Source organism: Cytobacillus massiliigabonensis (genome assembly GCF_900199725.1).
Classification (GTDB): domain Bacteria; phylum Bacillota; class Bacilli; order Bacillales; family Cytobacillaceae; genus Cytobacillus; species Cytobacillus massiliigabonensis.
This window is the reverse complement of record NZ_LT904903.1, coordinates 873,414-900,223: the sequence shown is the minus strand read 5'-3', so window position 1 is coordinate 900,223 and position 26,810 is coordinate 873,414. Positions and strand designations below refer to the sequence as shown.

30 protein-coding genes and 1 riboswitch are annotated in these 26,810 nt (G+C 37.1%); of the genes, 7 read left to right on the top strand and 23 right to left on the bottom strand.

Features of this window, described 5'->3' with window-relative positions:
* Positions 1-33 precede the first annotated feature (33 nt).
* Positions 34-1,455, bottom strand: a complete 1,422-nt coding sequence (nhaC, locus tag C1726_RS10410) for a Na+/H+ antiporter NhaC (protein WP_102273074.1) — start codon at positions 1,453-1,455, stop codon at positions 34-36.
* Between the two features lie 226 nt (positions 1,456-1,681).
* Between nhaC and yfkAB the strand changes: the two genes are divergently transcribed.
* The gene (gene yfkAB / locus C1726_RS10405; RefSeq protein ID WP_102273073.1) at positions 1,682-2,818 is read left to right on the top strand and encodes a radical SAM/CxCxxxxC motif protein YfkAB; all 1,137 of its coding nucleotides are present in this window, start codon (positions 1,682-1,684) and stop codon (positions 2,816-2,818) included.
* Between the two features lie 71 nt (positions 2,819-2,889).
* Here yfkAB and C1726_RS10400 read toward each other — a convergent pair whose 3' ends face one another.
* On the bottom strand, positions 2,890-3,702 hold the full coding sequence (locus tag C1726_RS10400) for a YfkD famly protein (RefSeq protein WP_102273072.1): 813 nt from the start codon (positions 3,700-3,702) through the stop codon (positions 2,890-2,892).
* A gap of 527 nt (positions 3,703-4,229) precedes the next feature.
* Positions 4,230-5,288 carry a calcium/proton exchanger gene (gene cax / locus C1726_RS10395; protein WP_102273268.1) on the bottom strand — a complete coding sequence of 353 codons (1,059 nt, stop codon included), beginning with the start codon at positions 5,286-5,288 and terminating at the stop codon, positions 4,230-4,232.
* A gap of 186 nt (positions 5,289-5,474) precedes the next feature.
* Here cax and C1726_RS10390 point away from each other — a divergent pair, with 186 nt between their 5' ends.
* Both C1726_RS10390 and C1726_RS10385 read left to right on the top strand, forming a co-directional pair.
* Positions 5,475-6,659 (top strand): MFS transporter, encoded by a 1,185-nt coding sequence (locus C1726_RS10390; protein ID WP_102273071.1) that lies wholly within the window; start codon positions 5,475-5,477, stop codon positions 6,657-6,659.
* Between the two features lie 202 nt (positions 6,660-6,861).
* On the top strand, positions 6,862-8,787 hold the full coding sequence (locus C1726_RS10385) for a heavy metal translocating P-type ATPase (protein ID WP_102273070.1): 1,926 nt from the start codon (positions 6,862-6,864) through the stop codon (positions 8,785-8,787).
* A gap of 222 nt (positions 8,788-9,009) precedes the next feature.
* Here the strand turns inward: C1726_RS10385 and C1726_RS10380 are convergent, their stop codons facing one another.
* The 3 genes from C1726_RS10380 to C1726_RS10370 are packed head-to-tail and all read right to left on the bottom strand — an operon-like array spanning position 9,010 to position 10,689.
* Complete coding sequence (locus tag C1726_RS10380) at positions 9,010-9,834, bottom strand: YihY/virulence factor BrkB family protein (RefSeq protein ID WP_102273069.1); 825 nt, start codon at positions 9,832-9,834, stop codon at positions 9,010-9,012.
* A gap of 28 nt (positions 9,835-9,862) precedes the next feature.
* A complete protein-coding gene (locus C1726_RS10375) occupies positions 9,863-10,198 on the bottom strand; it encodes a YtxH domain-containing protein (protein ID WP_102273068.1) in 336 nt (111 codons plus the stop codon).
* A 20-nt stretch (positions 10,199-10,218) separates the two neighbouring features.
* Entirely contained in the window at positions 10,219-10,689 is a 471-nt protein-coding gene (locus C1726_RS10370) for a low molecular weight protein-tyrosine-phosphatase (protein ID WP_102273067.1), read from the bottom strand.
* A gap of 379 nt (positions 10,690-11,068) precedes the next feature.
* Between C1726_RS10370 and C1726_RS10365 the strand changes: the two genes are divergently transcribed.
* The 3 genes from C1726_RS10365 to C1726_RS10355 all read left to right on the top strand — a co-directional run bounded on the left by C1726_RS10365 (position 11,069) and on the right by C1726_RS10355 (position 13,055).
* Entirely contained in the window at positions 11,069-11,296 is a 228-nt protein-coding gene (locus tag C1726_RS10365; RefSeq protein ID WP_053479034.1) for a DUF1128 domain-containing protein, read from the top strand.
* A gap of 182 nt (positions 11,297-11,478) precedes the next feature.
* Complete coding sequence (gene mnmH, locus C1726_RS10360; RefSeq protein WP_102273066.1) at positions 11,479-12,537, top strand: tRNA 2-selenouridine(34) synthase MnmH; 1,059 nt, start codon at positions 11,479-11,481, stop codon at positions 12,535-12,537.
* A gap of 194 nt (positions 12,538-12,731) precedes the next feature.
* Positions 12,732-13,055 carry a helix-turn-helix domain-containing protein gene (locus tag C1726_RS10355; RefSeq protein WP_102273065.1) on the top strand — a complete coding sequence of 108 codons (324 nt, stop codon included), beginning with the start codon at positions 12,732-12,734 and terminating at the stop codon, positions 13,053-13,055.
* Between the two features lie 135 nt (positions 13,056-13,190).
* Here the strand turns inward: C1726_RS10355 and C1726_RS10350 are convergent, their stop codons facing one another.
* The 8 genes from C1726_RS10350 to sipW all read right to left on the bottom strand — a co-directional run bounded on the left by C1726_RS10350 (position 13,191) and on the right by sipW (position 17,746).
* Positions 13,191-13,328: an anti-repressor SinI family protein gene (locus tag C1726_RS10350; RefSeq protein WP_102273267.1), complete on the bottom strand. Its 138-nt coding sequence runs from the start codon at positions 13,326-13,328 to the stop codon at positions 13,191-13,193.
* A gap of 38 nt (positions 13,329-13,366) precedes the next feature.
* Positions 13,367-13,459: riboswitch (cyclic di-GMP riboswitch) on the bottom strand.
* Positions 13,460-13,779: 320 nt separating this feature from the next.
* Positions 13,780-14,070: a DUF5658 family protein gene (locus C1726_RS10345; protein ID WP_102273064.1), complete on the bottom strand. Its 291-nt coding sequence runs from the start codon at positions 14,068-14,070 to the stop codon at positions 13,780-13,782.
* A gap of 121 nt (positions 14,071-14,191) precedes the next feature.
* Positions 14,192-14,314 carry an anti-repressor SinI family protein gene (locus C1726_RS10340; protein WP_102273063.1) on the bottom strand — a complete coding sequence of 41 codons (123 nt, stop codon included), beginning with the start codon at positions 14,312-14,314 and terminating at the stop codon, positions 14,192-14,194.
* Positions 14,315-14,431: 117 nt separating this feature from the next.
* Positions 14,432-14,638, bottom strand: a complete 207-nt coding sequence (locus C1726_RS10335) for a hypothetical protein (RefSeq protein WP_102273062.1) — start codon at positions 14,636-14,638, stop codon at positions 14,432-14,434.
* Positions 14,639-14,750: 112 nt separating this feature from the next.
* The gene (locus C1726_RS10330; protein ID WP_102273061.1) at positions 14,751-15,311 is read right to left on the bottom strand and encodes a TasA family protein; all 561 of its coding nucleotides are present in this window, start codon (positions 15,309-15,311) and stop codon (positions 14,751-14,753) included.
* Positions 15,312-15,356: 45 nt separating this feature from the next.
* On the bottom strand, positions 15,357-16,373 hold the full coding sequence (locus C1726_RS10325; RefSeq protein WP_102273060.1) for an LPXTG cell wall anchor domain-containing protein: 1,017 nt from the start codon (positions 16,371-16,373) through the stop codon (positions 15,357-15,359).
* Positions 16,374-16,440: 67 nt separating this feature from the next.
* On the bottom strand, positions 16,441-17,073 hold the full coding sequence (locus C1726_RS10320; RefSeq protein ID WP_102273059.1) for a CalY family protein: 633 nt from the start codon (positions 17,071-17,073) through the stop codon (positions 16,441-16,443).
* An 82-nt stretch (positions 17,074-17,155) separates the two neighbouring features.
* Positions 17,156-17,746 (bottom strand): signal peptidase I SipW, encoded by a 591-nt coding sequence (gene sipW, locus C1726_RS10315; RefSeq protein WP_102273266.1) that lies wholly within the window; start codon positions 17,744-17,746, stop codon positions 17,156-17,158.
* Positions 17,747-18,044: 298 nt separating this feature from the next.
* On the opposite strand from sipW, the gene C1726_RS10310 reads away from it, so the two are divergent.
* On the top strand, positions 18,045-18,644 hold the full coding sequence (locus C1726_RS10310; RefSeq protein ID WP_102273058.1) for a class D sortase: 600 nt from the start codon (positions 18,045-18,047) through the stop codon (positions 18,642-18,644).
* A gap of 48 nt (positions 18,645-18,692) precedes the next feature.
* Here the strand turns inward: C1726_RS10310 and C1726_RS10305 are convergent, their stop codons facing one another.
* From C1726_RS10305 to C1726_RS10265, 9 genes are read right to left on the bottom strand one after another with little or no spacing between them, the layout of a single operon-like run.
* Positions 18,693-19,220: a KdsC family phosphatase gene (locus C1726_RS10305; RefSeq protein WP_102273057.1), complete on the bottom strand. Its 528-nt coding sequence runs from the start codon at positions 19,218-19,220 to the stop codon at positions 18,693-18,695.
* Positions 19,221-19,222: 2 nt separating this feature from the next.
* Positions 19,223-20,206, bottom strand: coding sequence for a KpsF/GutQ family sugar-phosphate isomerase (locus C1726_RS10300; RefSeq protein WP_102273056.1), 984 nt, complete (start codon positions 20,204-20,206; stop codon positions 19,223-19,225).
* 18 nt (positions 20,207-20,224) lie between these two features.
* The gene (gene kdsA / locus C1726_RS10295) at positions 20,225-21,052 is read right to left on the bottom strand and encodes a 3-deoxy-8-phosphooctulonate synthase (RefSeq protein ID WP_102273055.1); all 828 of its coding nucleotides are present in this window, start codon (positions 21,050-21,052) and stop codon (positions 20,225-20,227) included.
* Between the two features lie 23 nt (positions 21,053-21,075).
* The gene (locus C1726_RS10290; protein ID WP_102273265.1) at positions 21,076-21,741 is read right to left on the bottom strand and encodes an acylneuraminate cytidylyltransferase family protein; all 666 of its coding nucleotides are present in this window, start codon (positions 21,739-21,741) and stop codon (positions 21,076-21,078) included.
* 5 nt (positions 21,742-21,746) lie between these two features.
* A complete protein-coding gene (locus C1726_RS10285) occupies positions 21,747-22,595 on the bottom strand; it encodes a 6-hydroxymethylpterin diphosphokinase MptE-like protein (protein WP_102273054.1) in 849 nt (282 codons plus the stop codon).
* The gene (locus C1726_RS10280) at positions 22,564-23,403 is read right to left on the bottom strand and encodes a peptidoglycan bridge formation glycyltransferase FemA/FemB family protein (protein ID WP_102273053.1); all 840 of its coding nucleotides are present in this window, start codon (positions 23,401-23,403) and stop codon (positions 22,564-22,566) included. Before C1726_RS10280 ends, C1726_RS10285 begins: the two co-directional genes overlap by 32 nt.
* Positions 23,404-23,440: 37 nt before the next feature.
* The gene (locus C1726_RS10275) at positions 23,441-24,541 is read right to left on the bottom strand and encodes a lipid II:glycine glycyltransferase FemX (protein WP_102273052.1); all 1,101 of its coding nucleotides are present in this window, start codon (positions 24,539-24,541) and stop codon (positions 23,441-23,443) included.
* Positions 24,542-24,546: 5 nt separating this feature from the next.
* Positions 24,547-25,518, bottom strand: coding sequence for an ATP-grasp domain-containing protein (locus C1726_RS10270; protein WP_102273051.1), 972 nt, complete (start codon positions 25,516-25,518; stop codon positions 24,547-24,549).
* Between the two features lie 24 nt (positions 25,519-25,542).
* The gene (locus C1726_RS10265; RefSeq protein ID WP_407642023.1) at positions 25,543-26,802 is read right to left on the bottom strand and encodes a type III PLP-dependent enzyme domain-containing protein; all 1,260 of its coding nucleotides are present in this window, start codon (positions 26,800-26,802) and stop codon (positions 25,543-25,545) included.
* Positions 26,803-26,810 lie beyond the last annotated feature (8 nt).

The following is a 26,810-nucleotide window of genomic DNA, read 5'->3' as shown; positions in this document are numbered from 1 at the left end:
AGCTCATGCGAAAATGAACTTTCCTTTTTTTCTTTACCCTTTAAGTGCAGCTTCTTCTTCTTTTTGCAGTGCCAGCTTTTCTGATTCTGTCAGTTTAACAATCGTAAATCCAGTCATAGCAAAGATGATTGAAATGATTGGAACGATAAAATTAAGAACAGCGTACGGTGCATATTGAAAAGCAGATACTCCAAGTGTGCCGAAAATAAAGACGCCACATGTATTCCAAGGAACGAAGACCGATGTTAACGTTCCTCCATCCTCCAGCGCCCGCGATAAGTTTTTCGAATGAAGCCCTTTATCACGATAGGCCTTTGCAAACATACGAGATGGAATGACAATTGAAATGTATTGCTCTGAGCACGCGGCATTTGTTGCAAAGCAGGATGCCACAGTAGAAGCTACAAGTCCCTTTGCTGTTTTCGCTAGCTTTAAAATTTGATTAACAATGGCATTCAGCATTCCTGTATGTTCTAATATCCCTCCGAAGGTCATCGCAACAATCGTCATGGAAACCGTGTACATCATCGAATCAAGACCGCCGCGATTAAAGAGGTTATCCACCATTTCATTTCCCGTTTCAATAACAAATCCGCTTTGCAGTGCTCCAACTGCTCCAGTAAATGATCCGCCTTGAACGATAATTTGTGATAGGAATCCTAGCAAAATCCCAATAATTAATGCTGGAATTGCCGGTACTTTTTTTGCTACCAATATGATTACAAGTAATGGAATAATTAAGAGCCAAGGAGTGATGACAAAGCTATCTTGAAGCACCGCTATCGTTTGATTAATATCTGCCGTATCAACCCCATTTTTCCCAAAGCTTCTTCCCAAGATTGCATAAGTGATTAATGCAATAATTAATCCAGGAATGGTCGTATAAAACATATGCTTAATATGTACAAATAAGTCTGTATTTGTCAGCCCAGCTGCCAAGTTAGTCGTGTCTGAAAGCGGTGACATTTTATCCCCAAAATAGGCACCTGAAATGATCGCACCCGCTATCATCGGAGCAGGTATCCCCATGCTTAATCCGATTCCCATTCCAGCCACACCAATTGTCCCCATTGTAGACCATGAGCTTCCAATCGCTAATGAGACGATGGCACAAATGATGCAAATTGAAACAAGGAAAAGTGAAGGTGTGATGATCTTCAATCCATAATAGATCATTGTAGCAACTACTCCGCCGCCGATCCATGCTCCAATCGTAAGTCCAACAAGCATAATAATAATAACTGCAGGCAGCGCAAGACGTATTCCTTTATACATCGCCTCTTCTATTTCCTTCCACTTGTACCCCGAACGCCAGGCAACAAGTGCAGCAACGGATGTTCCTACTATTAGAGGGATGTGCGGCCCTTGCTCCAATTTAACAACCGTAAAAAACATGACCAAAATCATTACAGCAAGCGGAATAATTGCAACTAAAAATGGCATATCCCTTTTCATAAACTTTCCCCCGTTCCCAAAATACAGTAATAATTAGACAATTTAAAATTGTCGTTAAATAGTCGTTAATAAAAATATAATAAACTTTCATATAGTTGCAAGTCAATTAATTTTTATCCAAATATAATTTCAGAAAAGTTGGTTTTTATTATGGATAATCAGTATCTATTGACAATATAGCCCGTAAAATTAATAATATCAGATGTTACTAGAAAGGAAGAAAAGTATGATAGGAAAGCTAAAGCAAATAAGCCCGAAATATGATCCATGGGAAGCATATATGGACATGGAGGAATATGGAAAGCTGACTCTGTCTAATATTGAATTTACGACCACTGTTTTATGTAATATGAGATGTGAGCATTGTGCTGTCGGCTATACACTTCAGCCCAAAGATCCAAATGCACTGCCAATTGATTTTTTGCTTAATAGACTTGAGGAAGTTCCACATTTAAGATCATTAAGCATTACTGGCGGAGAACCAATGCTATCGAAAAAGTCTGTGGAAGAATATGTTGTCCCACTACTCCGTTACGCACATAATCGAGGTGTTCGGACACAGATTAACTCGAACTTGACACTCGAACTTAGCCGTTATGAGTCAATTATTCCTTTTCTTGATGTTCTGCATATTTCTCATAATTGGGGAACCGAGAATGATTTTATCGAAGGCGGCTTTGCGATGATGGAGCGCAAGCCTACTGTTGAACAAAGAATGAGACTTTTTGATCGAATGATTGAGAATAGCCGTGAGCTTGCAAAAGCAGGTGTAATGGTTTCCGCGGAGACGATGCTTAATAAACGCACCTTGCCATATCTTGAGAAAATTCATAAGCAAATTGTTGAAGAAATGAATTGTGGACGACATGAAATTCACCCGATGTATCCATCTGATTTTGCCTCCACATTAGAAACATTGTCTTTAGAGGAAATGCGTTCAGCTATTCACCATTTACTTGATATACGTAATGAGGATACATGGATGCTGTTTGGCACCCTTCCATTTTATGCATGCAGCTCGAATGCGGATGATTTAGATCTATTAAAACGGCTCTATGCTGCAAAAAATGTAACTGTACGAAATGATCCTGATGGACGCTCCCGCTTAAATGTAAATATTTTCACTGGTGAGGTGATTGTGACCGATTTCGGTGATACCCCGGCACTTGGAAATATTCAGGAGGATACTCTTGAAGAGGTGTTTCAAAAATGGATGGGATCCGATCTTGCAGAATCATTGAACTGTCATTGTCCACAAGTTCGCTGCCTCGGTCCGAATGTATTAGTGAAAAACAGCTACTACAAGGATATTGATTTTCTAAAAAGAAATGCTCAGCTTACTCACACAACAACCAGCCGCTAAAAACGGCTGGTTTGTTTTATTTTCAATCCAAATATTGCAGGGTACATATCGTCCGCAGACAAAGAAAGATATTACCTTGGGTGTTCAGATGCCATAAAACCAAATGAGACATGATCTTGAATCGGAATCCATGCCCCCACACCTTGTGAAGTAACATTTTTAATAATGATCATTTTTTTGTTCCCTTTTAGCATGATATATACTTCTCCATAAGTTACCTTTCCTTTTTCATTGACAGCTGGGGCATAGGCATATAAATAGCCTAAACGCTTTGGCGGAATGTTGTATTTATGATCCTTTTTTGTTCCTCCGCCTATAATTGTTTCAAAATCGAGCGGCAATCCTGACTTCTCCATTGCTTTTAAAAGCATCATCTTTTTAACATCTTCAGTATTTGGAACTTTAGCTGTAAGTCCCCCTCTAACAATTTTTTGAGCCTCTTGAACGTAATGAATTTGATAAGGAGCCTTTCCACCCCGATTATCAAAATAATTTGTATTAATCTTTTGATACTCCCAGTTTGGCGATGTTTCCGACGACTCATAATTCAGCGGCCATTGCCCTAAATAAATAATTGCCCGATATCCAATAGCAAATGGCGTGCTATTTACCGTCGTTTCATTAAGCATTCGAATCAGATCAGGGTTCTCAATCTTTACTTTCGATGAATCAATTAACTTTTGTGCGAGTTCACTAGGCTGCAAAGTTGGCATGTCTTGAGCCGGATTCGGATACGTATTTTCTTTCGTTATTTGCAAAACCGAATTCGGAACCGTTACTCCCTTTGGCTCATCCTTTTTCTGCGCCTTATCTGCCCCAGCAGGATGTTGAAGTGTAAATAAAAGAATTAGACCTAACAAGAAAATGGACAAGTACTTTTTCATGCTGATAAACTCCTTTCAACTCACAATCTTTTTAGGTTTGCTTATAGTTTTTTCGGAGTTGTGCAATATTATCCATTCCTAGAAATAAAATTAAACGTTGTTTCACATATTTTGTAACACTTTTGTAAAAATCAGAATATTTACAAATATTAATAAATATTTTATAATTAATTTACTTAAAAGAAAAAGGAGGGCCGTTAAGTCGATTCGCTTACTAATAAAGGAGGATGGCATTTTTATTGTATAGAAATCATCGTTCCAGCATAGGTTTTATGGTCAAATAACAACATGAAAGTTGGTGATCAATGCCTTTTCAAGCGAGTAGATTGACATTCCTTTTCTAATCGGATAATAGAAAGAAACGACTCTGTGATTGCTGCAGAGTCGTTTTTGTATGTTGAGAAGCTATATTTTAGTTGCCCATTTTTATTTTGTAAAATCTTTATTATTTTTGCAGATACAACCCTCTTTTTTGCATGTTCCTTATTATTCTTGCAAATATTAGCTCTATCTTTGTAAATCTCACTTTAAAGAAGATAAAATCCTATTCCCATTATTAAATAAGCAGCCAGCAATGTTGCTCCTTCAAACCAATTGGTTTCGCCATCATTAGAAATGATAATCATAAGCAAGGCTGCCGTGACCATCGTGATAAGCTCTGGAAGCGTAAATACTAAAGGCATTGCAACAGGAAACATTAAAGATATTAAAACAAGCAAAGGAGCGACGAACATTGCTACTTGCAAGGTTGAACCAATAGCAATTTCAACGGCAATGTCCATCTTATTCTTATAGGCCATAATGATTGCTGATGCATGCTCAGCCGCATTCCCAACAATAGCAACAATGACTACCCCGATAAACAGCTCTGACCAGCCAAAGGTTTCTCCGACAGATTCAAAGGTATGCACTAAATTTTCAGAAACGTAAGCGACAGCTATTGTTGCAAGAAGAAGAACTGTAATGGCTTTGCCCTTCCCCCATTCAGGCTCTTCCTCTTCATGCCGGCTTTCGCTTACATCATCCGTTTGATATACCCCACGATGGGTGACAAGCTTGAAAAATAAAGCAGCTAAGTACAAAACAATCAAGATAATAGAAATCCCAACGCTAAAACTTAATGTTTTACTTTCAGACATCGTCTGCGAAAAAATTTCCGGGATTACAAAAGCAACAATGACACCAAACATAAGCAGCCCCGAATTATGTCTAGCGTCAAAAACATTAAAGGTTTGACGTTTATATTTAAGCCCCCCGATAAAAAAGGATAAACCGGCAACTAATAATAAATTTCCTAAAACGGACCCAGTTAACGAAGCTAGAACAACGCCAATCAAGCCCTCTTTCAGCGCAAAAATGGATATAATCAGTTCAACAGCATTTCCAAATGTAGCATTCAATAACCCGCCAATCCTCGGTCCCGCTACAATTGCCAGACTTTCAGTTGCTCTTCCCATAAAGCTTGCTAATGCAATAATCGTTAAGCAATAAACAATAAATAAGATAATACTTGACCAATGCATCAAGGTCCCGATAACAGATAGCGGAACTCCAGCCAATACTAATACCGTAAATACTTTATTCATTGCATTCAATCATCCCTTCTAGACCTAATTCACATTCCCCTTTGCTTGCTCCACACTTTTTTCACCTTAATATGTCATTTTATTCTTCCCTGACATTTGATTTAAAAACATTATTTTTCTTGCCATTGCCTATTATTCTCGAGTACCATCATTAGTGAGTGAATAACAGAAATAGAGGGATTCAAAATGAATAAAGAAAATACAAGATTTTGGATTTTAGTTAGTATTGTTGCGATTTCCGGTTTTAGTCAAGGAATGCTGCTCCCTCTAATTGCGATCATTTTTGAAAATGAGGGAATATCCTCCAGCTTAAACGGACTAAATGCGACAGGCTTATATATTGGCATCTTGCTCATTTCCCCTTTTATGGAATTTCCTTTAAGAAAATATGGCTATAAACCTGTCATTATTCTCGGTGGATTACTGGTTGTTGTTTCGCTGATTCTCTTTCCACTTTGGAAATCCTTTTGGTTCTGGTTTATCTTAAGACTATTAATCGGAATAGGTGATCACGCCCTTCACTTCGGGACGCAAACATGGATTACTTCCTCTTCACCTGAGCATAAAAGAGGGCGGAATATTTCTTTATATGGATTATTTTTTGGCGTCGGATTTGCCGTTGGACCTTTAATGGCACCGCTTGTCAAAGTTAACGAGGCTTTGCCATTTATCATCTCATCTGCCCTTTGCCTTATTGCGTGGCTTTTTATTTTTACATTAAAAAATGATTTTCCTGAGCAGGCAATTGAAGTCAATTCATTAAAAGAAACTGTCAAGCGCTTTAAAAAAGCTACCAAATATGGCTGGGTCGCATTTTTGCCTCCTCTAGGCTATGGATTTCTCGAAGCATCATTAAACGGAAGCTTTCCCGTCTACGGACTAAGGATCGGGCTGGAGGTATCCAGTGTATCCATCCTCCTCACCTCCTTTGCGGTTGGTGCAATTGTTTTTCAATTGCCGCTAGGGATTCTTAGTGATAAATATGGAAGAAGAAACATATTGATGATCATTTTATTTGCTGGATTTTTAAGCTTTACTGCAGCGAGTCTTTTGGAAGAAAATATGTTTGCACTAACAAGCTGCCTGTTTATTGCGGGGATGGCTGTCGGTTCAACCTTTTCTCTTGGCATCAGTTTTATGACTGACTTAATGCCAAAGAATTTGCTTCCGACAGGAAACCTTCTTTGCGGGGTAGCCTTTAGTATTGGGAGTTTAATTGGACCATATATCGGCGGGGTTTTTATCCAATACTTTAAATCAATTAGTTTTTTCAATATCATTAGTATGATGCTTTTACTCATTTTCTTGATTGTTGTTTTATTTGGACAAAAGCAAGCTGCTGTAAAAAAGGAATCATATTTTAATGGTTAATAAGGAAACATTTCTCTGTTCATTGCATTCCTTATATAGTAAACTAGATTTAATAAACTAAAATGAATATGTGTCTACAATGATTTTTTTGCTGTCGCCTGCGGGCGGCAGCTTTCGTCGTTTTATAGGGCAATTGACGTTGATTATTTTTCTCAACAAGAATAACAAGAGTCTACATTCATCATCCAAAGGAGGAATCATTTTGAGCACTGAAGCTAGAACTTTGTCCCAAAATACAACCTTAACAGAAAACAAAAGCCTTTTTGAAAAAGCAAAGCCTCATGCCGAATTAATTGCTGCACTGCTAAGCGGTGTTCTCATTGCAGCTGGCTGGCTGCTAGACAAAAATGGGCTTGCAGCAGCTTCGATCAGCACTTATATAGTAGCCTTTATCATTGGCGGCTTTGCAAAAGCAAAGGAAGGCATCGAGGAAACCATTGCCAATAAAGAATTAAATGTAGAGATGCTTATGATTTTTGCAGCCATTGGCTCCTGCATTATCGGCTACTGGACAGAAGGTGCCATACTCATTTTCATCTTTGCGGTAAGTGGTGCGATGGAAACGTATACGATGAATAAAAGTCATAAAGAAATATCTGCATTAATGGAGCTTCAGCCGGAGCAAGCTTTACGAATCAAGGATGGATATGAAGAAAAAGTACATGTTTCCGAATTAGTCGTTGGAGATTTCATATTAGTAAAACCAGGTGAGCGCATTCCATCTGACGGTAAAATCGCCAAAGGGCATACTACAATTGATGAGGCAGCGATTACTGGCGAATCCATTCCTGTATCTAAAGATAAAGAGGATGCCGTTTTCGCTGGTACAGTTAATTTAAATGGGGCGATTACAGTTGAAATTACAAAGCCTAACAGTGAAACCCTTTTTCAAAAGATCATCCAGCTTGTTCAATCAGCACAAAGTGAAAAGTCCCCTTCCCAGCTATTCATTGAAAAATTTGAAGGCACATATGTCAAGGTAATCTTAACAGTAGTTGTGCTAATGATGTTTCTTCCACACTTCCTGTTAGGCTGGAGCTGGATGGAAACCTTTTACCGGGCGATGATTTTGCTTGTTGTTGCTTCCCCTTGTGCTTTAGTAGCATCAATTATGCCTGCTACCTTATCTGCAATTTCAAATGGGGCAAGACACGGGATTCTCTTTAAAGGGGGCGTCCATTTAGAAAACTTAAGCCATCTAAAAGCCATTGCATTTGATAAAACAGGCACATTAACAAAAGGAAAGCCTGAAGTAACTGATATCATTGCTGCCGATGGCGTTTCTAGTGATGAAATGCTATTAATAGCTGCCTCCATTGAAAGTCACTCTACGCATCCATTGGCAAACGCCATTGTTAATTATGCAAAAAAGACTTTAGATCGGGCATTGTTTACTCCTGAAAGAATGGAGGATATTCCAGGCTGGGGAGTAAAGGCTTTTATGCTTGAGAATGAGTGGAAAATTGGCAAACCGTCATTTGTTGGGCTTGAAGCAGCAGAAAGCTTTTCTAACGGGGCTTTAGCAGGAATGGCCAGTCAAGGCAAAACCGTTGTTTTTGTTCAAAAGAACGGTGAAATAGCTGCTCTTATCGCTCTTCAAGATGTGGTTCGCGAAGAAACCAAAAAAGCAATTGATCAATTAAAAACGCAAGGAATTTATACAATCATGCTAACTGGAGACAGCCAAAAAACAGGGAAAGCCATTGCAAAAGAAGCCCACTTAGATGACTTTATTGCGGAATGTTTACCTGAAAACAAAGTAGAGCATTTGAAAAGACTTAAGGAAACTCATAGCAATGTGGCAATGGTTGGGGATGGAATTAATGACGCTCCGGCACTTGCCACTGCCAATGTTGGGATTGCCATGGGAGAAGGCTCTGATGTCGCGCTTGAAACGGCAGATGTAGTTCTCATGAAAAACGATTTGCCGCGTATTTCTGATGCCATCCAGCTTTCTAGACGAATGAATCGAATTATCAAGCAAAATGTCGTCTTTTCTATTACCGTGATCATGTTCTTAATCGCATCCAACTTTCTTCAATTTGTGGATCTTCCATTTGGAGTGATCGCACATGAAGGCAGCACCATTTTAGTTATTCTCAATAGCTTAAGACTGTTAAAATCATAAGAGGAGCCCGGGATTCCCCGGGCTTTTCTTAATGATATCCATTTTGTCCGTTTGCAGAACCGGATGTTTTTTGCTTCGGCTTGTTCTTGCCCTTTTGCTTTGTTCCGCCATCTTTTTTTGTTTGCTTTGTCAATTCGATTGCCTCCTTTGAATGAATCATTTCCCCCTGTCTTATTCTTTAACAGAAGCTTATTTTTATCATAGGAAACTTATAGCATATTTTTAACAATCATCACTTTTATATTTACTGAAAATAGCATTGATTTCTCCGCCAAGAATGATGATGACCCCTGTTAGATAAAACCAAATCATCAGGACAATGATCGCACCAATGCTTCCATAAGTGGCGGAGTAATTGCCAAAATTCGTCACATAAAAGGAAAAGGCGAGGGATGATAACGCCCAGCCAACTGTAGCAAATATAGCGCCTGGAATAACAGTTATGCACTTTAATTTTTTATTAGGGGCGATCCAATATAGCCCTGTAAACACAATGAACAAAATAATCGAACTAACGAGCCACCTAAGCGTATTCCATATCGACATAAACTCATCAGAAAGGCCGAACTTAGCAAATAAGTAGATCCCAATCAATTTTCCAAATACCGGAAGAAGCAAAGCAACGACAAAAACAAATAGCATCGCAAAGGTAAATAAAATCGCCATTCCCCTTGCAAAAAGAAAAGGACGGCTTTCCTCTACTTCATAAGCTGAATTCAGGGCTTTGACAATTGCATTAATTCCATTCGAGGCAGACCAAATGGTTGCAATGATTCCAAAGGAAAGGAGCTTTCCATTTTTTTTTGAGAGTTCATTAATGTTTGTTTCAATTAATTGCATGCTATCTCCTGGTGCAAAATCACGGATAACTCCAAGAATATCCTCCTGAGTGATTGGCAAATAGGGCAAGAGCGTAACTAAAAATAAAAGTAATGGAAAGAGCGAGAGCAGAAAGAAATAGGCCAATTGAGCAGCTAGGCCAAATAGATCATTTGCAAATATTCTTTTTACTAACCTCGGAATAAGAGTCTTGATGGCTTGTCCCATTTCAACACCTCCCTCTTTTCACTTACGCTTAATTCTTATCTTCGATTGGCCACTCTTTATAGGACTCATCGAAATCATCTTCCATTCCAGCCATATCTGCTGTCCCTTCCTTTAGTTCTTCCACTTTGCTGGCAATAAAGGAGACATCAGTAGTGACTTGCTCGATCGTTGTTTTCACCTTATTTGTCATTTCCTTCACTTGACTAATCGCCTCGTTGGGATGTTTTATATAATGTGTAATCTCACCCGTAGTCTTTTTACAATTTGCTGCAACAGCTTGTCTCGTGTCCTTATCAAATAAGCTTAATGCACCGCCTGCTATTGCACCTAAAAATACACCTTTCCAAAATAACGATTTCCCCATTTTTTCACACACTCACTTTCTTATATATTATGGTTCCTGCGCACTTCTTTTAATAAATTTGTACAGCCAATTTTCACGAGTTCATATGTTTCCTCAAAATTCCCAGTAAAATAGGGATCCGGGATATTCTTTTCTTGTCTTTCGTCGACATAATCAAGAAGTCTAACAATATGTGCAGAAGATTTTCCCTTGATAAGCTTCTCTATATTTTGAACATTAGAAGCATCCATTCCAACTATGTATTGAAAATCATGTAAATCACTTTCTCGAATCTGCCGAGCCCGAAGACCCTCTGCATCAATATTGTATTTTATTAAAATGTTTCTCGTCCCTTCATGGGGCTGACTGCCAACATGCCAGTCCCCTGTACCTGCTGAATCAACATGAACCTCATGTTCCAATCCTTCCCTCTTAACAAGTTCTCGAAACATCGCTTCTGCCATCGGTGAACGGCAAATGTTTCCTAAACATACAAATAAAACGTTAATCATGTTCCAATTCCTCCTTGTCATCATTTTCTTTCATATCGCTATCTTCTGCAACCCATATCAATATTTACTGTTGACATTTTATAATGAACATGGAAAGATGGGAATATTATTAGAAAAGCAGAAGCGCCTCGGTCATCGCCGTACAAACTGGAAGGACCGCGACTGAGATAAAGGAGACACAATGAGCGTTAGCGAATTGATGTCGACTTATCGTAGGGAGGGGACCTGAAGTTTGATAGGCGATAGGCGCTGGAGCTAGACATATCGAAAAGCAGAAGCGCTTTGGTTTACGGCAAAGCTGAACAATTATTTATAACAGAAAAAATACTAATTTTTTTGTTACAAGCTGAATATGATAGTTCTGGGAGGGGATGTCTGGGTGAATCTTACGATAAAGTCTACTGAAAATGTGGAGTACATGATTGAAGAGATTAAAAATAAGCTGAAGGTATTAAATTTAGGGGCCATTAAACCATCGCATTTCGATGAGGAAATGTACGAGGAATTAAAAGATATTTACGATCTTGTTATGAAAAAGAACTCCTTTAGCCCAAATGAAATGCAGGCATTAGTTGAAGAACTGGGAAGTCTTAGGAAAAACAAGTAAATCTAGCTTGCAGCCTTTATGAAAGGCTGTTTTTTTGTGTGAAAAATAAATTATCGGTTTGATTAATTGAACAAGCCTTTATGTACAAAGTAATAACCTAATAGGAAATTCTTGATATTTTCATCCTCCGAAAAAATCAGTTAAAATAGTCATTATATATGATGATTCGAAAGGAACAAGTTATGAGAGAAATTACTGTTGATCAATTCATTCAATTGAATAATGCAGTGGCAGTTGACGTTCGCTCACCAGGAGAATTTAAGGAATTTCACATTCCTGGGGCAGTCAATATTCCAATATTTACAGATGAAGAGCGCGCCATGATTGGTACCATTTATAAACAAGAAGGAGCAGATATCGCAAAGTGGAAAGCGATGGAATTAGTCTCACCGAAGATTCCTTCGATTTTAATGGAAATTAAAGAGATTCATGAAAAAGGATCTGAGCCAGTCATTTACTGCTGGAGAGGCGGAATGCGGAGCAAGGCAGTGGCAACCTTTATCGCTTTTGCAGGTATTTCTGTTCCGCGGCTTATTGGCGGCTATCGGGCATATCGTCAATATATTCTTGAGAAAATCCCTGCCATGCTGCCAGATAAGGCAGTCACCCTTCACGGAATGACCGGAGTTGGTAAAACGGACGTATTAAAAGGGTTACATGCTAAAGGTTTACCTGTTATTGATTTAGAAGGATTAGCAGGTCATCGAGGATCCATCTTCGGAACTTTCGGTTTGTTCCCTGGAAACAATCAAAAAACATTTGATTCCCTTTTATATAAATCATTATCGGAAATTGTCAACTCTCCCTTCTTTATCATCGAAGCTGAAAGCAAACGGATTGGCAAAGTTGTGCTGCCGGATGAACTTTTAAGGAAGAAGCAGCTCGGTGCCAATATTCATTTACAAGCTTCAATGACCTCAAGGGTGGAGCGTATTTATAATGACTATTGTTTGCCCTACTTGGACAATGAATGGTTCCATGAGAAAGTAATTGAACGACTTTCATACATTAAAAAGCGCATGAAGAGTCATGAAATTATTGCTTGTCTTGACAAAGCAGCTTCTCAGCGTGCGTACAAAAATGTCATTCAAATACTTCTCGAAGATTATTACGACCCCCGCTACGCCCATAAACAAATGGAATATAGCGAACCGTTTCATTATATCGATGCTGAAAATACAGAATTAGCGGTTTTAGAAATCATGAAGAGGATTCATACACAAAATGCTCTAGTCAATTAACCTGGGGCATTTTTGCTGGATAATAATATCATGATTGCTGGAATTTTTTTTATACGGACAGATTCTATGCAGGCACCTCGTATATTTATGATAAGATATTAATATCTTTTCAAACCAGTTGTTCTTAATATGGAACTTTCCGTTGTTTTTTGGTATGATTATATTACATATTATAGTAAGGTGTGTGAGATTGGATGATCGGTGAACGAGTTAAACTACTACGAAAGGAAAAGAAAATGTCGTTATCCGAGCTTGCCGAACAAGCTGGTGTGGCTAAGTCATATTTAAGTTCGCTCGAGAGAAACTTGCAAACAAACCCTTCGATTCAATTTCTTGAAAAAATTGCTGCAGTATTAAATGTACCCGTCGATCATTTAATTCACGAACAGCCTAATAAAGAAGAATTGGATTCAGAATGGATGAAAATTGTACAGGAAGCCATGAATTCTGGCGTTTCTAAAGACCAATTTCGAGATTTTTTAGCATTTAATAAATGGAGAATTGATCAAAATAAATAAGTTCCTTATCATAAAAAAAGGCAGGAAGCTCAAAAATTATTTATAAGCCTCCTTGCCTCTTTATTTTAAAATAAAAAGTATTTCTTATATGAGAGAACTCTCACAAGAAATACTTAACACTTGTCCCCATCATTTTCAGCCCTTTAGAATTATTTCTTTTACCCCACAGTTCATAAAGAAATCCCTAATCTCTTCTTTTTGGATTCCCATTTTTTTTGCCTCAATAATCAGCTCTAGCCATTCTAAATCCATTTCCCCCATAGTCAATTTCATCTCAACCACATAGTTCCCCCCAAAATACGAATCGTATTTAAGGCAACCCAGCCATCTTAGTATTTTAACCTACATACCTTAGACCTGTGACTTTGCGTCCCTGCCTTTCAGCAGGTTTGCCTTTTTCTATATTTTTTATAAAGATTATTTATTCTATATTATGTATTTTATATGATGTATATCACTTATACTGTTGATTTTTGTCTATTCAGAAAATTTTTAACACATTTTTTAAGACTATCTTTCGACATTATTCCTCAATTACATTAAGCAGCTTATTTCGAATTTACAAATATACAAACTTAATACCTAATTTTTTGTTAAATTTTATATAGCATTTTGAGGAAGTTTGTCAATTTATTATTATACACTAGGAAAAATATCCCATTTCCATTATTGACAAAATAGTAAGTACAGTATCTCAAAACTCGATTAAAAAAGAGGGGAAGTATTATCTAAATATCCATACACCATGTAATCCAATAACGATAGTGTAGATTATAGAAGCTGCAATCGACAAACCTTTTATAATACGAGTCGCTGGAAGCTTCTTCGTTAAGATCAGTCCGTAAAGAACAGCTGAGAGAAACAGCTTATATCCTAAAAAAAGCAAAGGACTTATTTCATATAGACGATTCATCAGCGGATTGCTTTCTTCAATCATCGAGAAATGAAGACCCCAATACGTAGCAGCTCCATCAAGTAAATTTAATATGGCAAGGTAAGAAAATAATATTTTCAAATAGACCACCCTTTAATTGGCAGCTTTATAGGGAAGTGCCTGCAATTTTTATCTAAAAATAAAAAGCATTTCCGAAAAGGAGTCCCTTCTCTTAGAAATACTTAATCGAATACTCAATTATTTATACATGATTATTTAAATAGTCCAAGATCTCTTTTTTCTCTATTCCTAAATTCTTTGCTTCGATTATTAACTGCAGCCATTCTTTATCTATTTCTGTGACCTCTATATTTGTCCCGACCACAACTTTCCCCCCAAATAGGAATCTTATACTAGTTAATCTATTTTTATTTCTAAAACTCTTTGTCTATGCATCTTCTATTGGGAAAACTTCTGGATTTGAATGGCTAGTTAACCTGCATTACACTTTCATATAAGCATTACCTTTTCGGTAGGCTTCAACTTTTTTCCTGATCGTTGAATGTTTAATATTTATCCTTTCCAATGTCATCGCATCAAAAATAGGATAAATTGTTAGATCCTGACCGCAAATTGGGCACAGCCATTCACCCTTTTCACTGCTGCTGTATGACGGGCGGCAGCATCGATCACAATTTTTTTGGTACATACTAAAGTTCCTCCTTAAATAAGGATAGACTTGCGGGGAATTTCCAGAATCTCAGTAATGGAATTTTTTTTAAAAAGCGGGTACTGAATCCCACCTTTTGAGTTTGTTTTAATTACTTATTTGAACCATCCTGTTGTTTAGCCTCAAAAGACCAATTAAGCTTTAAAGCATCATTTTGGAATTTGTTTTGATCTTCCTCATTATCGACAAACTCAAATTGCACAGTAAATTTCACATTTTTTGCTCCTGCTGGAAAGTTCTCTAGTATTTTAATTGGATTATCCTTTATTTCTGCTAGAGTATTCTGGAAAATCACTGTATCTTTACCAGAAGCATTGTAAAGGTACTCCACCATAATATGTTCCCCAAAATCCTCTCCAGAATTGTCGCCATTCGCATCAACTACTTCATAAGTGGAGTTTAGCAGGATCTCTTTCATATCAAGTGTCCCATCATTTGATAGCTGGAAGTATCGAAAGAAACGGTCACCTGGCTTAATATTATCAATATTTATAATGGTTTCTTTATCGATTCCTAAATCTAATGTTCCAGCAGCAAAGGTACTATTCGTTGTTTCAACATCGTTAAAGTATGCAAATGTCCCTCCGCCAACTAATGAAACGCCTAGTGCTGCAGTTGCAACTCCTAAACCAATTTTCTTCTTAATACTCATTACTAGAATCCTCCTCATAATCTATATATTTATTTCTGTCCTAAATTATTCATTATTCTGAATTTTATGTCTGTAGAAATAAAGCAAGATACTGCCTGCTATAAAAAGTACACTGCCAATTAGTAAAATGTTATAAGTGTTTGTTGCTGTTTTGGGAAGAAGGTTTTTTCTAACTTCTGGTGAAACAACAATTGTTTCTGCTGGACTATTTGTTTCAATCACTTCGCCATCTGTATCTACTCCAATTTGATCCCCTTCTTCAGGGTTTGCTCCATTCGGCTCCCCTTCATCAGAGCCTCCATTTTCTGAATCTCCTTTGTCCGGATCTCCTTCATTAGTGCTTCCATCACCCGATTCCTCTTCAACTGGATCTCCGCCATTGGGACCTCCTTCGTCAGAGCTTCCATTTTCTGAATCTCCTTTGTCCGGATCTCCCTCATTAGTGCTTCCATCACCTGATTCCTCTTCAACTGGATCCCCGCCATTTGGGTCTCCTTCGTCAGAGCCTCCATCACCTGGGGGTTCTTCACCAGGGGGTTCTTCGCCTGGATTCCCTTCACCTGGTTCACCGCCTCCAGTATCACCTAAGGCTTCAGCAACAAATAATATCTCTACTTCGGCGCCGGAGCTTTGAAAGGCATTTCCTAATTCGGATGGCATCGTAACTTGAAAAAATAAGGTCTCAGAGTCACCTTTTACTAGACTTCTTGGAGTAAATCCTGTAAACTCGTCCATTTTTCCTTCATACAGCACTTCTTCGCCCTTTTTAACGATTAAATCTAGTTCCTCTAACAAACCTTTTACCGATTTCTTTTTACCAAGCATTGCCGTATACCTAAAATCCTGTGTGCCCTCATTTAATATCGTTATATCTCGTGGCATCCAATCTCCAGGTTTTAAATTTCCAACTTCAAAAAAATAGCCGCTGGGATTCATTTTCGTATTTATATCAATCTCATTCCCATCAGCCCTTGCACTTATCTCTCCGAATAATATAAATAAGAAAATGCCGGCTATAATTGCGATAATCTTTGGTTTTGCCAGTATAAATCTATTATTCATGGCATGGCCTCTCCATCTGATTTTTAACAAAAGGCAGGAACGAATTCCTGCCTTTTGTTATTGAATATTATTTAGATTCGCCTTCTCCTTGATGAGCTGTGAATGTCCATTCAAGTGCTAATGAATCCCCTTGGAATTCGTTTTGATCTTGTTCATTATCAACGAATTCAAATGCTACATACATTTTGTCGCTAGTACCAGCTTTTAAACCGCTGTCTTCTCCATTTAATCCTAACAACCATGTAATCCAGTGCTGTAAGTTTTCTGTTGCATCAGGAGTCTGATTTTGAAGGTCATATAGAGTTGTCTCGGAAATTACATCATTGTAGTCTCCAATAACCCAGCCATCCCCTGTTTTGTCTGCATTTTCAAGGAAAAGAACTTTAATATGCTTACCAAAATCATCTTGGTTGTTACCATTAGCATCGTTAACAGTATACTTAGTGCCTAGATCAATCGAAGAAATATCTAAAGTTCCGTTGTTTTCTAGATTAAATTCTCTAACCATAGTATCTCCAGGCTTGATATTTTTCACATCAATAATAGTCGTTGGGTTTGCTGCTAAATCCAATGTACCAGCTGCAAATGTGCTATTCGTTACTTCAGTGTCGCTAAAGTATGCAAATGTTCCTCCGCCAACTAATGAAATACCTAGTGCTGCTGATGCGATTCCTAAACCTAATTTTTTCTTAAAGCTCATTTCCAATTTCCTCCTCTTACCCTTTGGGTATGTATAATTTTTTTATATTGACCCTTGTATTTTTACAAGGAGTACAATTAAATTAAGCTGTTTTTTCTTCGGTGTCTGTTCCTTTCTTTTTTGGATCAAGCTCTTTAAGACCTTGGTAAATGCTGAATGCTGCATAGGCTAAGAGCAATAAACCAGGACCAATCAGCAGGATGGCACTTCCTTCTTTTGACTGAGCAAAGTCGATAAAATAACCTACATAAGGAATAGTAAATCCGGAGTAGATAGCCTGTACGTTATCAGAAAGGACTGGATCCAAGTCAGCTGCATCGTTGTTATCGCCTTTCGTTTCGTACATCACATGCTCTCCGCTAGTTTTGATTCCGATGACCCTGTGGGTAATTAATCTTTCTTTACTATCTACAAAAGTAATTACATCCCCTTCCTTGAGGTTCTTTTTTTCATCCCCCTCAAGTGGTGTGACTGCTATGACAGACCCGGTTAAAAAAGTCGGTTCCATTGAGCCAGATAATACTGTTTTAAGCTGATAGCCAAATGCCTGAGGTTCTCCTCCGGATGCTTTTGAGGAGATTACTAGAATGGCCATTACAATTAAATTAATAAATAACACAGCAGTAATAATATTACTGATGAATTTTCTTGCTTTTTTCCAAGTAAACTTCATCATGTTCACCTTCCTTAGAAAAATAGGTTCTAGGATTATTAGTCCTCTCAAAATATCTGAGTAGATTCCGTTCTTTGTTACTAATTCATTCGTTCTTTTTAACGAACCTTATGAATTGAGTATAGTCCAAATGTAATATTTTGAAAAAGTTTAAATTCGGTCGATTTTGCGTTATAAAGAACGTTTTCCATTTGTTTTCTCATGTTTTCTTTAATTATCTTACTTTTTTGTATTTTTTATTGAACGTTCCGTTCTTTATAATGAAAATACAATATCCTATTTTGGAGGTCATGGGCAGATGAAGATATATAAACGCTTACTTTTATTTGCATCCATAATATTTATACTGGCTGGCACACTACTTATCAGTCTGTCACTATCAGATCTAAATCATAGTGAGGCAGAAACTGAAAATGCATTAACAGAAGCAAAAGAAAAAGTTCGTGATAAGGAAGGCGGAACAATCCTAAGAAAAAACGCTATTATTCAATATGAAAAAGGGGAAGTAATCGGAATATTGGAGATTCCAGGATTAGAAGCAGAGCTTCCGATCATTGAAGGCACACATGAAGATGAACTTGAAAAAGGGGTTGGTCACTATGCCGGGTCAGTTTTCCCAGGCCAAGAGGATCAAATCGTGCTTTCTGGTCACCGTGACACCGTATTTCGCCGATTAGGAGAGTTAGAAATTGGCGATACCTTACAAATAGTTATGCCTTATGGAAAATACAGCTACAAAATTAGTCAATCACAAATTGTTGAGGCGAACGATACATCAATCATTCAATCTACTGCCCCAGTAGAAACATTGATCGTTTCCACCTGTTACCCATTCTCTTTCATTGGAGATGCTCCATATCGTTATGTACTAACCGCCTATCGGGAAGAATCAAAATAAGCGCCGTCCATCCTTTGATTCCACAAAGAATGGACGGCACTGTTTTTGTTACTGGGCTGTACCTTCTAGTTCTATTAAATAATTTGAAACAAGTTCCCCATAATTTACTTGCTGGGATAGAACGTACTCAATGGCTTCTCTGACTGCCCCATTTCCTCCGTGAAATTGACTTACAAAAGTAACGGATTTTTTCACAATATCTGCAGCATCTATGGGGGCGGCAGATATTCCAGCGCTGTTAATTATCGGCAGATCGTTGATATCATCCCCCATGTAAAAAACATTTTTAAACTCAATGTTTAAAGAGGCAGCAATTTCAGCTAAAGCATTCACTTTATGTGTAATTCCTTCATACAAAAAGTCTATATTCAATTCCCTTGCACGGATTCTTACCGCTTCTGATTTTCTGCCTGAAATAATGGCGATTTTTATCCCGCTGAAACGAGCTAAGCTGATCCCCATTCCATCCTTTACATGAAAGCTTTTTAACTCTTTTCCATCGGGACCTATTAATAATTTACCATCTGTTAATACGCCATCAACATCCAATGCAATTAATTTAATTTTATCCTTCATCGTTAAAAGCCTATCTTCGTTATATCATGTAAATGAATCATTGCGATGGGTTCATCCGCATCATTTACTACAGGTAAAACATTTATATTTTTTCTTTCCATCATTTTGAGGGCTTCAATGGCCAAAGCCTCCTGCTTTATTGTAATTGGGTTTTTATTATATATATCTTCGATTGTAATATCTAAAAAATCCAGTTCCAGTGCTAAGAACCTTCGAATATCCCCGTCCGTTATAATCCCAACTAACTTCCTATTTTCATTAATAATGCTTGCCGCCCCTAGCCCTGACTCCGTCATGCAAAAAATAACCTCTTTAATTGTGCTTGATTTACATACAACTGGATTCTTCCTAGTAATCTCCATTATAGTTTGGACAGTAAATAATAATCTCTTCCCAAGCGAACCTCCAGGATGATAGACAGCAAAGTCTTCTGGTGAAAAGTTTCTTGCTTTTAAAAGGGCAATAGCAATGGCATCACCTAATGAAAGCATCAAAGTTGTACTTGTGGTAGGTGCCAGACCAAGAGGACAAGCTTCCTTTACATTCCCGATCCATAAAAATAAGTCTGCTTTAATCGCTAATGTAGAACATTTATTCCCTACGATGGCTATCAGTTTTGCCCCAATTCGTTTTAGAGAAGGTATCAAATGAATAATTTCATCTGACTCCCCGCTCTTTGACAATGCTAAAACAATATCTGATTTTGTAACCATCCCTAAATCACCGTGAATCCCCTCTGATGGGTGCAAAAATAAGGCAGGGGTACCTGTGCTTGATAAGGTAGCAGTTATTTTCCGTCCTATAATCCCTGATTTTCCTACACCAGTAACGATCACCCTTCCCTTGCATGAGAGAATCATTTCTATTGTCATCGCCATTTCTTCATTCACATTGTCAATTAGTTTCAATATTGCCGCTGCTTCTTCCCCTAAAACTTCCTTCATAACGGTGATATGTTCAATAGCAGTGACTGCATTTCCCACCATGAATCATCCCTTCTGTTTTCACCTTTCCTTTAGAAGTCTATCAATCTCTGCAATCGGTTTTAAAAACTCTTCCAGTTCATTTAGTTTAATCATGTTAGGACCATCTGATAATGCCTGGTCAGGATCTGGATGAACCTCTAGAAATAACGCATCGATTCCCACCGCTGTGGCTGCTCGGGCAAGATAGGGAACAAACTCTCTTTTTCCGCCTGTTCTTGTACCCAATCCTCCAGGGATTTGTACACTATGTGTTGCATCAAAAACTACGGGTACATCAAGTTCTCTCATCGTTGGGAGTGAACGCATATCAACAACTAAATTGTTATAGCCGAAGGCAGTGCCTCTTTCCGTTAATAATACTTTTTCATTGCCAGCTTCCTTCACTTTTATCACCGCATTCTTCATATCCCAAGGAGCTAAAAATTGCCCCTTCTTAATATTGATAATCTTATTGGTTTTTGCGGCATTTATTAACAAGTCGGTCTGCCTGCATAAAAAAGCCGGAATTTGAATAATATCTGCAACTTCTCCAGCAAGCTCTGCCTGATAAGGTTCATGAATATCTGTTGTTATAGGAATTTGCAAATCGCTTTTTACTTTCCTTAAAATCTCTAGCCCTTTTTCAATACCTGGTCCTCTTTCCGAATAAATCGATGAACGATTTGCCTTATCAAAGGATGCTTTAAATATGAAAGGAATCTTCAATCTTTCTGTCACTTTTTTAATAAATACAGCTGTTTCCATTACAAGCCTTTCACTTTCAGCCATGCAGGGACCAGCTATTAACACCAATGGGTGATTCCCGCCGAAAACAATGTGATCCCCTAATCGAATTTCTTTACCCATCACTTTCAACTCCAGTTACAGTTTCAACATATTGGTATTTGTTTGTTCGTTTCGAGTATCTTTAACGCAAATTCATAATCCTCTCGCGTATCAATGTCAATTGCCTCTATATCATTCAGTTTTTGAAAATATGGATTGAATCCTATTCTTCTCCCATATGTTAGAAGATGTTCCTTTTTAAACATATAAAATCCGCTTGTCTCCATATAAATTGGCATAATATCCTGCGTGCGCGGTATATTGCTGCTATCATAATTAAGCGGCTTTCCGTCATACCATATAAAGGTCTGTTTTTGCTGAACACTTAAGGCAGAATCATATTTCCCACTTAACATATTTAATAGTGCATTTTCGATGGATTTGGAAGTTAAAAAAGGCGATGTTGTGTGTGCAAGCAAGTAGATATCACCATCGACAAGATTTACGAATGATTGATAGATCTCATGTCCTTGGACCATATCGCCATCAAGATAGCTATCTCTTTGTAAAAATTTCACCCCCTCGGGTATATAATTCATAATTATTTCATCACTGCAAAAGACATATATTTCATCGATCCCTGCCACATTTAATAAATTCTTGAATATATACCAGCTTAGTGAATGATCTCCAAAGGGGAGAATATTTTTGTGCGGTAATCTTTGGCTATTTAATTTAATAGGAACAAATGCTACTACTTTATCTCGCATTTTTTTCACACACTTTCGTAAATATAATTTTCAGTATCTCCCGTAATGACAGCATCTAAATTTACTCTTTCAAATACTTCAAGCATTCCGCCTCTTGTCGCATTAAAAATTTTCACATTGTTCCTGTCTGTATATTGTTTTGCTACCTTGTATGCGGCAACCATTTGGTCATGTGCTAAAGAAAAGGATGGATCCACATAACCATATTCTTTAAAATGGTGGTTCATATCACTTGAATAATTACAATCAGCACCAAGTAAATAGATCTCTTCAAATCCCATATATACAGCAATTTGAATGAGAGAATAGGTAATTGAATAGCCGCTGTAGACAACCGCAAAAGCATCTTCACTAAATTTAGAATGATACTTTCGGTGCTTCATTACGTGATTGAGCAAATTCAAGGGAAATACGTAGTGATCATCTAAAACATTCATTTTTTTTGCTAAATTGTCACTGATAAATTTCCCTTCAACTACTAGTTTTTCGATATCATCTTTCAGACTATTAAATACTTTTATATCCTGAATCCCATAATATGTTGGTCTCCAATCCGTTTCATCAAAGGCTAGACATATTGAATTCATACTAAAAGTAACTTCATTTTTCAGCTTTTCTAAATCCTCTATCGTTAAACTTGGACCCGTAGCTACAATAAAACATCTCTCACCTGAATGCTTGTTTTTAATCTTTTTCAGCTTTTCATACGGGCTATTTTTATAAATTTTTGTTACTCTGCCAATTTTTTTTATATTAAAGACAATGTAATAAATGATTAAATAATGTATTTTTAATACTTGTATCCCAATAAAAAAAGTAATTTTATTCTTTTTCAAAAGATCTTTCAGTGTCATATTTCTCACCTTTATCCATTTTACTTTTCCATTTTAAATACAGTAAATAACAGCAGATATTCCCCCGTATGCTTTTTGGGATATATATTCTGCGATCATATCCACTAATCGTTCCAAACCTTCTTTTAAAATCATTGACACCTTGATCTTCCTTTTGATTTACTTCGCCTCCAAAGTTATACCAATCCAACCCTCTTTTTTTAGCTGATTGTATCTCTTTCCATTGCAGATATTTATTCGCTCTCCCTATTAAGACTCGCTCTTTTTGTGTCGTTTTGGATAAGCGGGCAGATACACCATACAATCCGTACAACTGTTTACATTCTCTATCCATCATCAGCATGCTTGCACATAAAATGTTATTTTGTTCGTCTCTAACAGATGTCAGCATCAGGGAATGATTGTTCCTAATAGCATGCAATTTTTTAATATTACATAGAGGAAGTTTTTTTTCTTCCGCAAATGAATTAAACATTAAAGAGAACTCCCTTATTTGTTCATCAGTAGGATGCTCCTTTTCGATATACATAAAATTATTCACTTCTGCTGCCTTTCTTATATCTGCTCGTGTGCTTTTATGAATTTTTCTGTAAATCTCATCTTCACCCTTAGTTAAGTCTATAAGGAAATTAGGGATGTTTAATTCAAAGGAGTCTTTATGGCTCACAATTGGTGCTTCTGGTGCTGATAGTACAAGATCGAATTTTATAAGGACATCTGCCTTGGGAACGGATTGGTCAAATCCATCATCTTTTCCAATCGATTCAATAATCTTAAAAGGTCCTTTTTTATATTGAAAAGTTAACATGCTTCCGCCCTCTCTATTCACACTTCCTAAACAATTGCTACTCACTTTCAACCGGGATAACAATATGAGAATTCATTCGGTAAGCCGGAAAGAACATCCCATTTGCCTTTCGGGCATAATACTTCTCCCAGCTAGTAACGAGCCAATCATATTTTTCTTTATGGTGAATTTTCCTCCCAACATAAAATTCAAGCGTTTCTTTTGGATTAAATCGATGCTTAAATTGGAATAAGGAATCTCTCCCCACATGTCCCCCGCCTAAATGGAGAGTATGAAAACCATTTTGCTTTGTCCAAAGGGCAATTGAATGAAATAAAAAAACATTTCCACCCAAGGGAAGCATCTCCTGCTTTGAGCAGCCAAGGTGGTAATGCACATTCCCTCCTTCACACAGGCATAAAGCAGCTGAAACCATTTCCCCTTCAAAATAGACTGATGCAATAAATGAATGTTCGTCTAGATTAGTAATTAGATTTTCTACATATTCGATTGAAAAATAAGCGTATGGAGAAGCATTCAATTTATCCATTGTTTCTCTATATAAAGAATAAAAGGCATCGATTTTCTGCAGCGCATCATCTTTTTTATGAACATGAAAGGTTAATTTATTTTTCATCGCTTTTTTAAAATTCCGCTTGTGATTTTTGTGGTATTGTCCAAGGATTTCCTCTTCACCTTGCCGCAGATTAATAAACACGGTTTCCCGGTCAAAAAAAACATCCATTGTATCATCTAAATAATGATGATTTTTATACAATGGATGGAATCGGATAAATTCACTTATAATGTTTTCCTTCTGACAAAAATCCTCAAACGCTTTTCTGAAATCATGTAATAGCTGCACATCATTATTTTCGTAAAAGGGACCGCCATACCCATATGGCGGTGTAATAATATCAAATAACTCTTCATCCAGCTTACCTTCAGCAAATGGCAATACTTGAATTGGTCTTTTAAAAAATGCATAGCAAACCTTACTCCCGTTTTTATCTGTATAGATAAATAAATAAGGATCTCCGTCCCCAAGTGAAGGATAAAGACCGCAATAGGAATGAAAATAAAAAATATCCTTTTCTCGAAAGTGTTCTAATGATTGATCCCATTTACATTTATTTGTATGGGGGATTACCTCATACAACAGTCTCACCCCACTTCATGAATAATTTGGTGACTATCAAACTTGATCAAGATGGACCCTTCTTCATAATTTCCAATTTGAGGTGTATTTGATAGGCCCTTCAAATTGTTAATGATATTTCCAGGAAAATTCTGCCCCAATTCATGAGCATGCGGATACCCGCCGCCAAATCGAGGGTTAATTTCAGATATAATGTAACCCGCTTTCGTTTTAAAGCAATCAATATCTACAGGTCCAATCGGTTTTAACGTGTTTATTAGTTTTTCAACAAGGTTCATTAATTCCTTGTCCTTTACAGCTATCGATTTGTCCGTTTCCCCAGCTCTCATTTTAATTTTTCTTTTTATAAAGATATTCGTCGCTTGTTTAGTTAGTAAATCAATATAACAATCAACACCGTATTCATCTCCATCAATAAATGGCTGTACGATTAAATCCTTATACCTCTCAAATAATCCATTCAGCTCGTTTAGGGAGTTAACCTTATGAATCCCGATACTCGCACTTCCTTTTCTCGGCTTTACAATTAATGGGAAACGAATTCTACCATTAAGCAGATCTCCTTCCACGTCTTCACTATTAATATAGGTAGAGATGCATGGAAGCTCGTTTTCTTGTAAAAAGGTAAAAGTTAAATATTTATCATAGCAAGTATTTACAACTTCCTTGTTTGAGATAATGATTTTAATATTTTCTTTTTCAAATTCGTGTATATTGCTTGCTAAAAGGGATAGTTCAGGATCAATGAGAGAAAGGACCGCATCAATTTGGTATTTTTTGCATATGCCTTTTATCGTTTGCAAATATTCACAATGCTCGATATGTGGAACAATTTCATATGCATCTGCAGAATACAAAGCCGGCGCTTTATTATCGCAATCGACAGCGATAACCATTCCACCAATCTTATTCAATTCCTCTTTAAAATAACTGACAAGCTTTACTCTTCTGCCTGCACTGCATAATAACACTTTCATTTGAGCCACCGCTTTTCCCTTAAGTTAAAAACTATATATGTCCTCATTAAAAAATTCCTTGATTGTTTCTTTTTTTCTAACGGCAAATGTTTGATTCCCATCCAATGCGACAATACTTGGTCTTTCTTTTATAAATGGCGGATTAAAAACGATCGTATAAGCACCTACATTTTCGAAAATAAAATAATCATTTTTTTTCGGCAGATCACCAGCAATATCGTGTGCCAAGTAATCCTTTTCCATGCATGTATACCCGACAATATGATACAAGCCTTTATCTGCTGATAAATGATTTCCTTTCACATGCTGGATAGGAAGATTTCTTTTATGCATAGTTGGTTTAATATTATGGACACTTCCATCTACAAAAACAAAATTTAATTCTCTTATTTGCTTTACTTCAACCACTTTGGCAATAAAAAAAATAGTATTAGCTACCATCGACATGCCTGGTTCTAATACTAGAAATGGTTTTTTCTTAAAAAGGGCAAATTCCTCATTCATAATCCCGCATATAGCTTCGGCATAATCATCGAATGTTGGCGCATCAATCTGAAAGGATTCTGGTATTTCGCCGTAGATTCCACCGCCAATATCGATATATTCAACCGTATCGATCAATTGTTCCTTTGCAATATTACATAAAAATTTAGTTGTTTTTTTATATGAGGAAATTTCCCTATTTTTCGTTGAGAAGTGGCTGTGTAATCCGATAATGCTGAGATTCTTAATGTTCTTTAGTCTCTTTATTGCATAGGATAAGTCCCCGTTCTCCTCACAAATTCCAAATCTGCTTGCCTCATAGCCTTCCTGGAGCAGATTTTCCCCATCTTTTGTAAGATTAAAATTTACTCTTATCCCAATTTTAAATTGTATCCCTTGATGCTCTAAACAGATCCTCTCTACATAATCCACCTCATACATGGAGTCAATGTTTAGGATACTCCCGCTCTTTAAAGCAGTTTCAATATCATCAAAGGTTTTTACTGGTCCATTAAATATAATTTTATTAGCCTTCACGCCAATTTTTAATGCCAGGTCATATTCTAACCTTGATACAACTTCCGCATATCCTCCTAGTTTATCTATTTCCTTACATAAATACGGCAAATAATTTGTTTTATATGAATAGCCAATGAGGAAATTTTCATATCTGCTTTTAAACGCGTTTTCAATTTTTTTATAGTTGTCTCTTAATTTATTTACATGAAGCAGATAGAAGGATGAACCGTATTCCATCTCTAAGTCATATATTCGATTGTAGTTAAAAAACAAGCTCTTCACCTCGATTC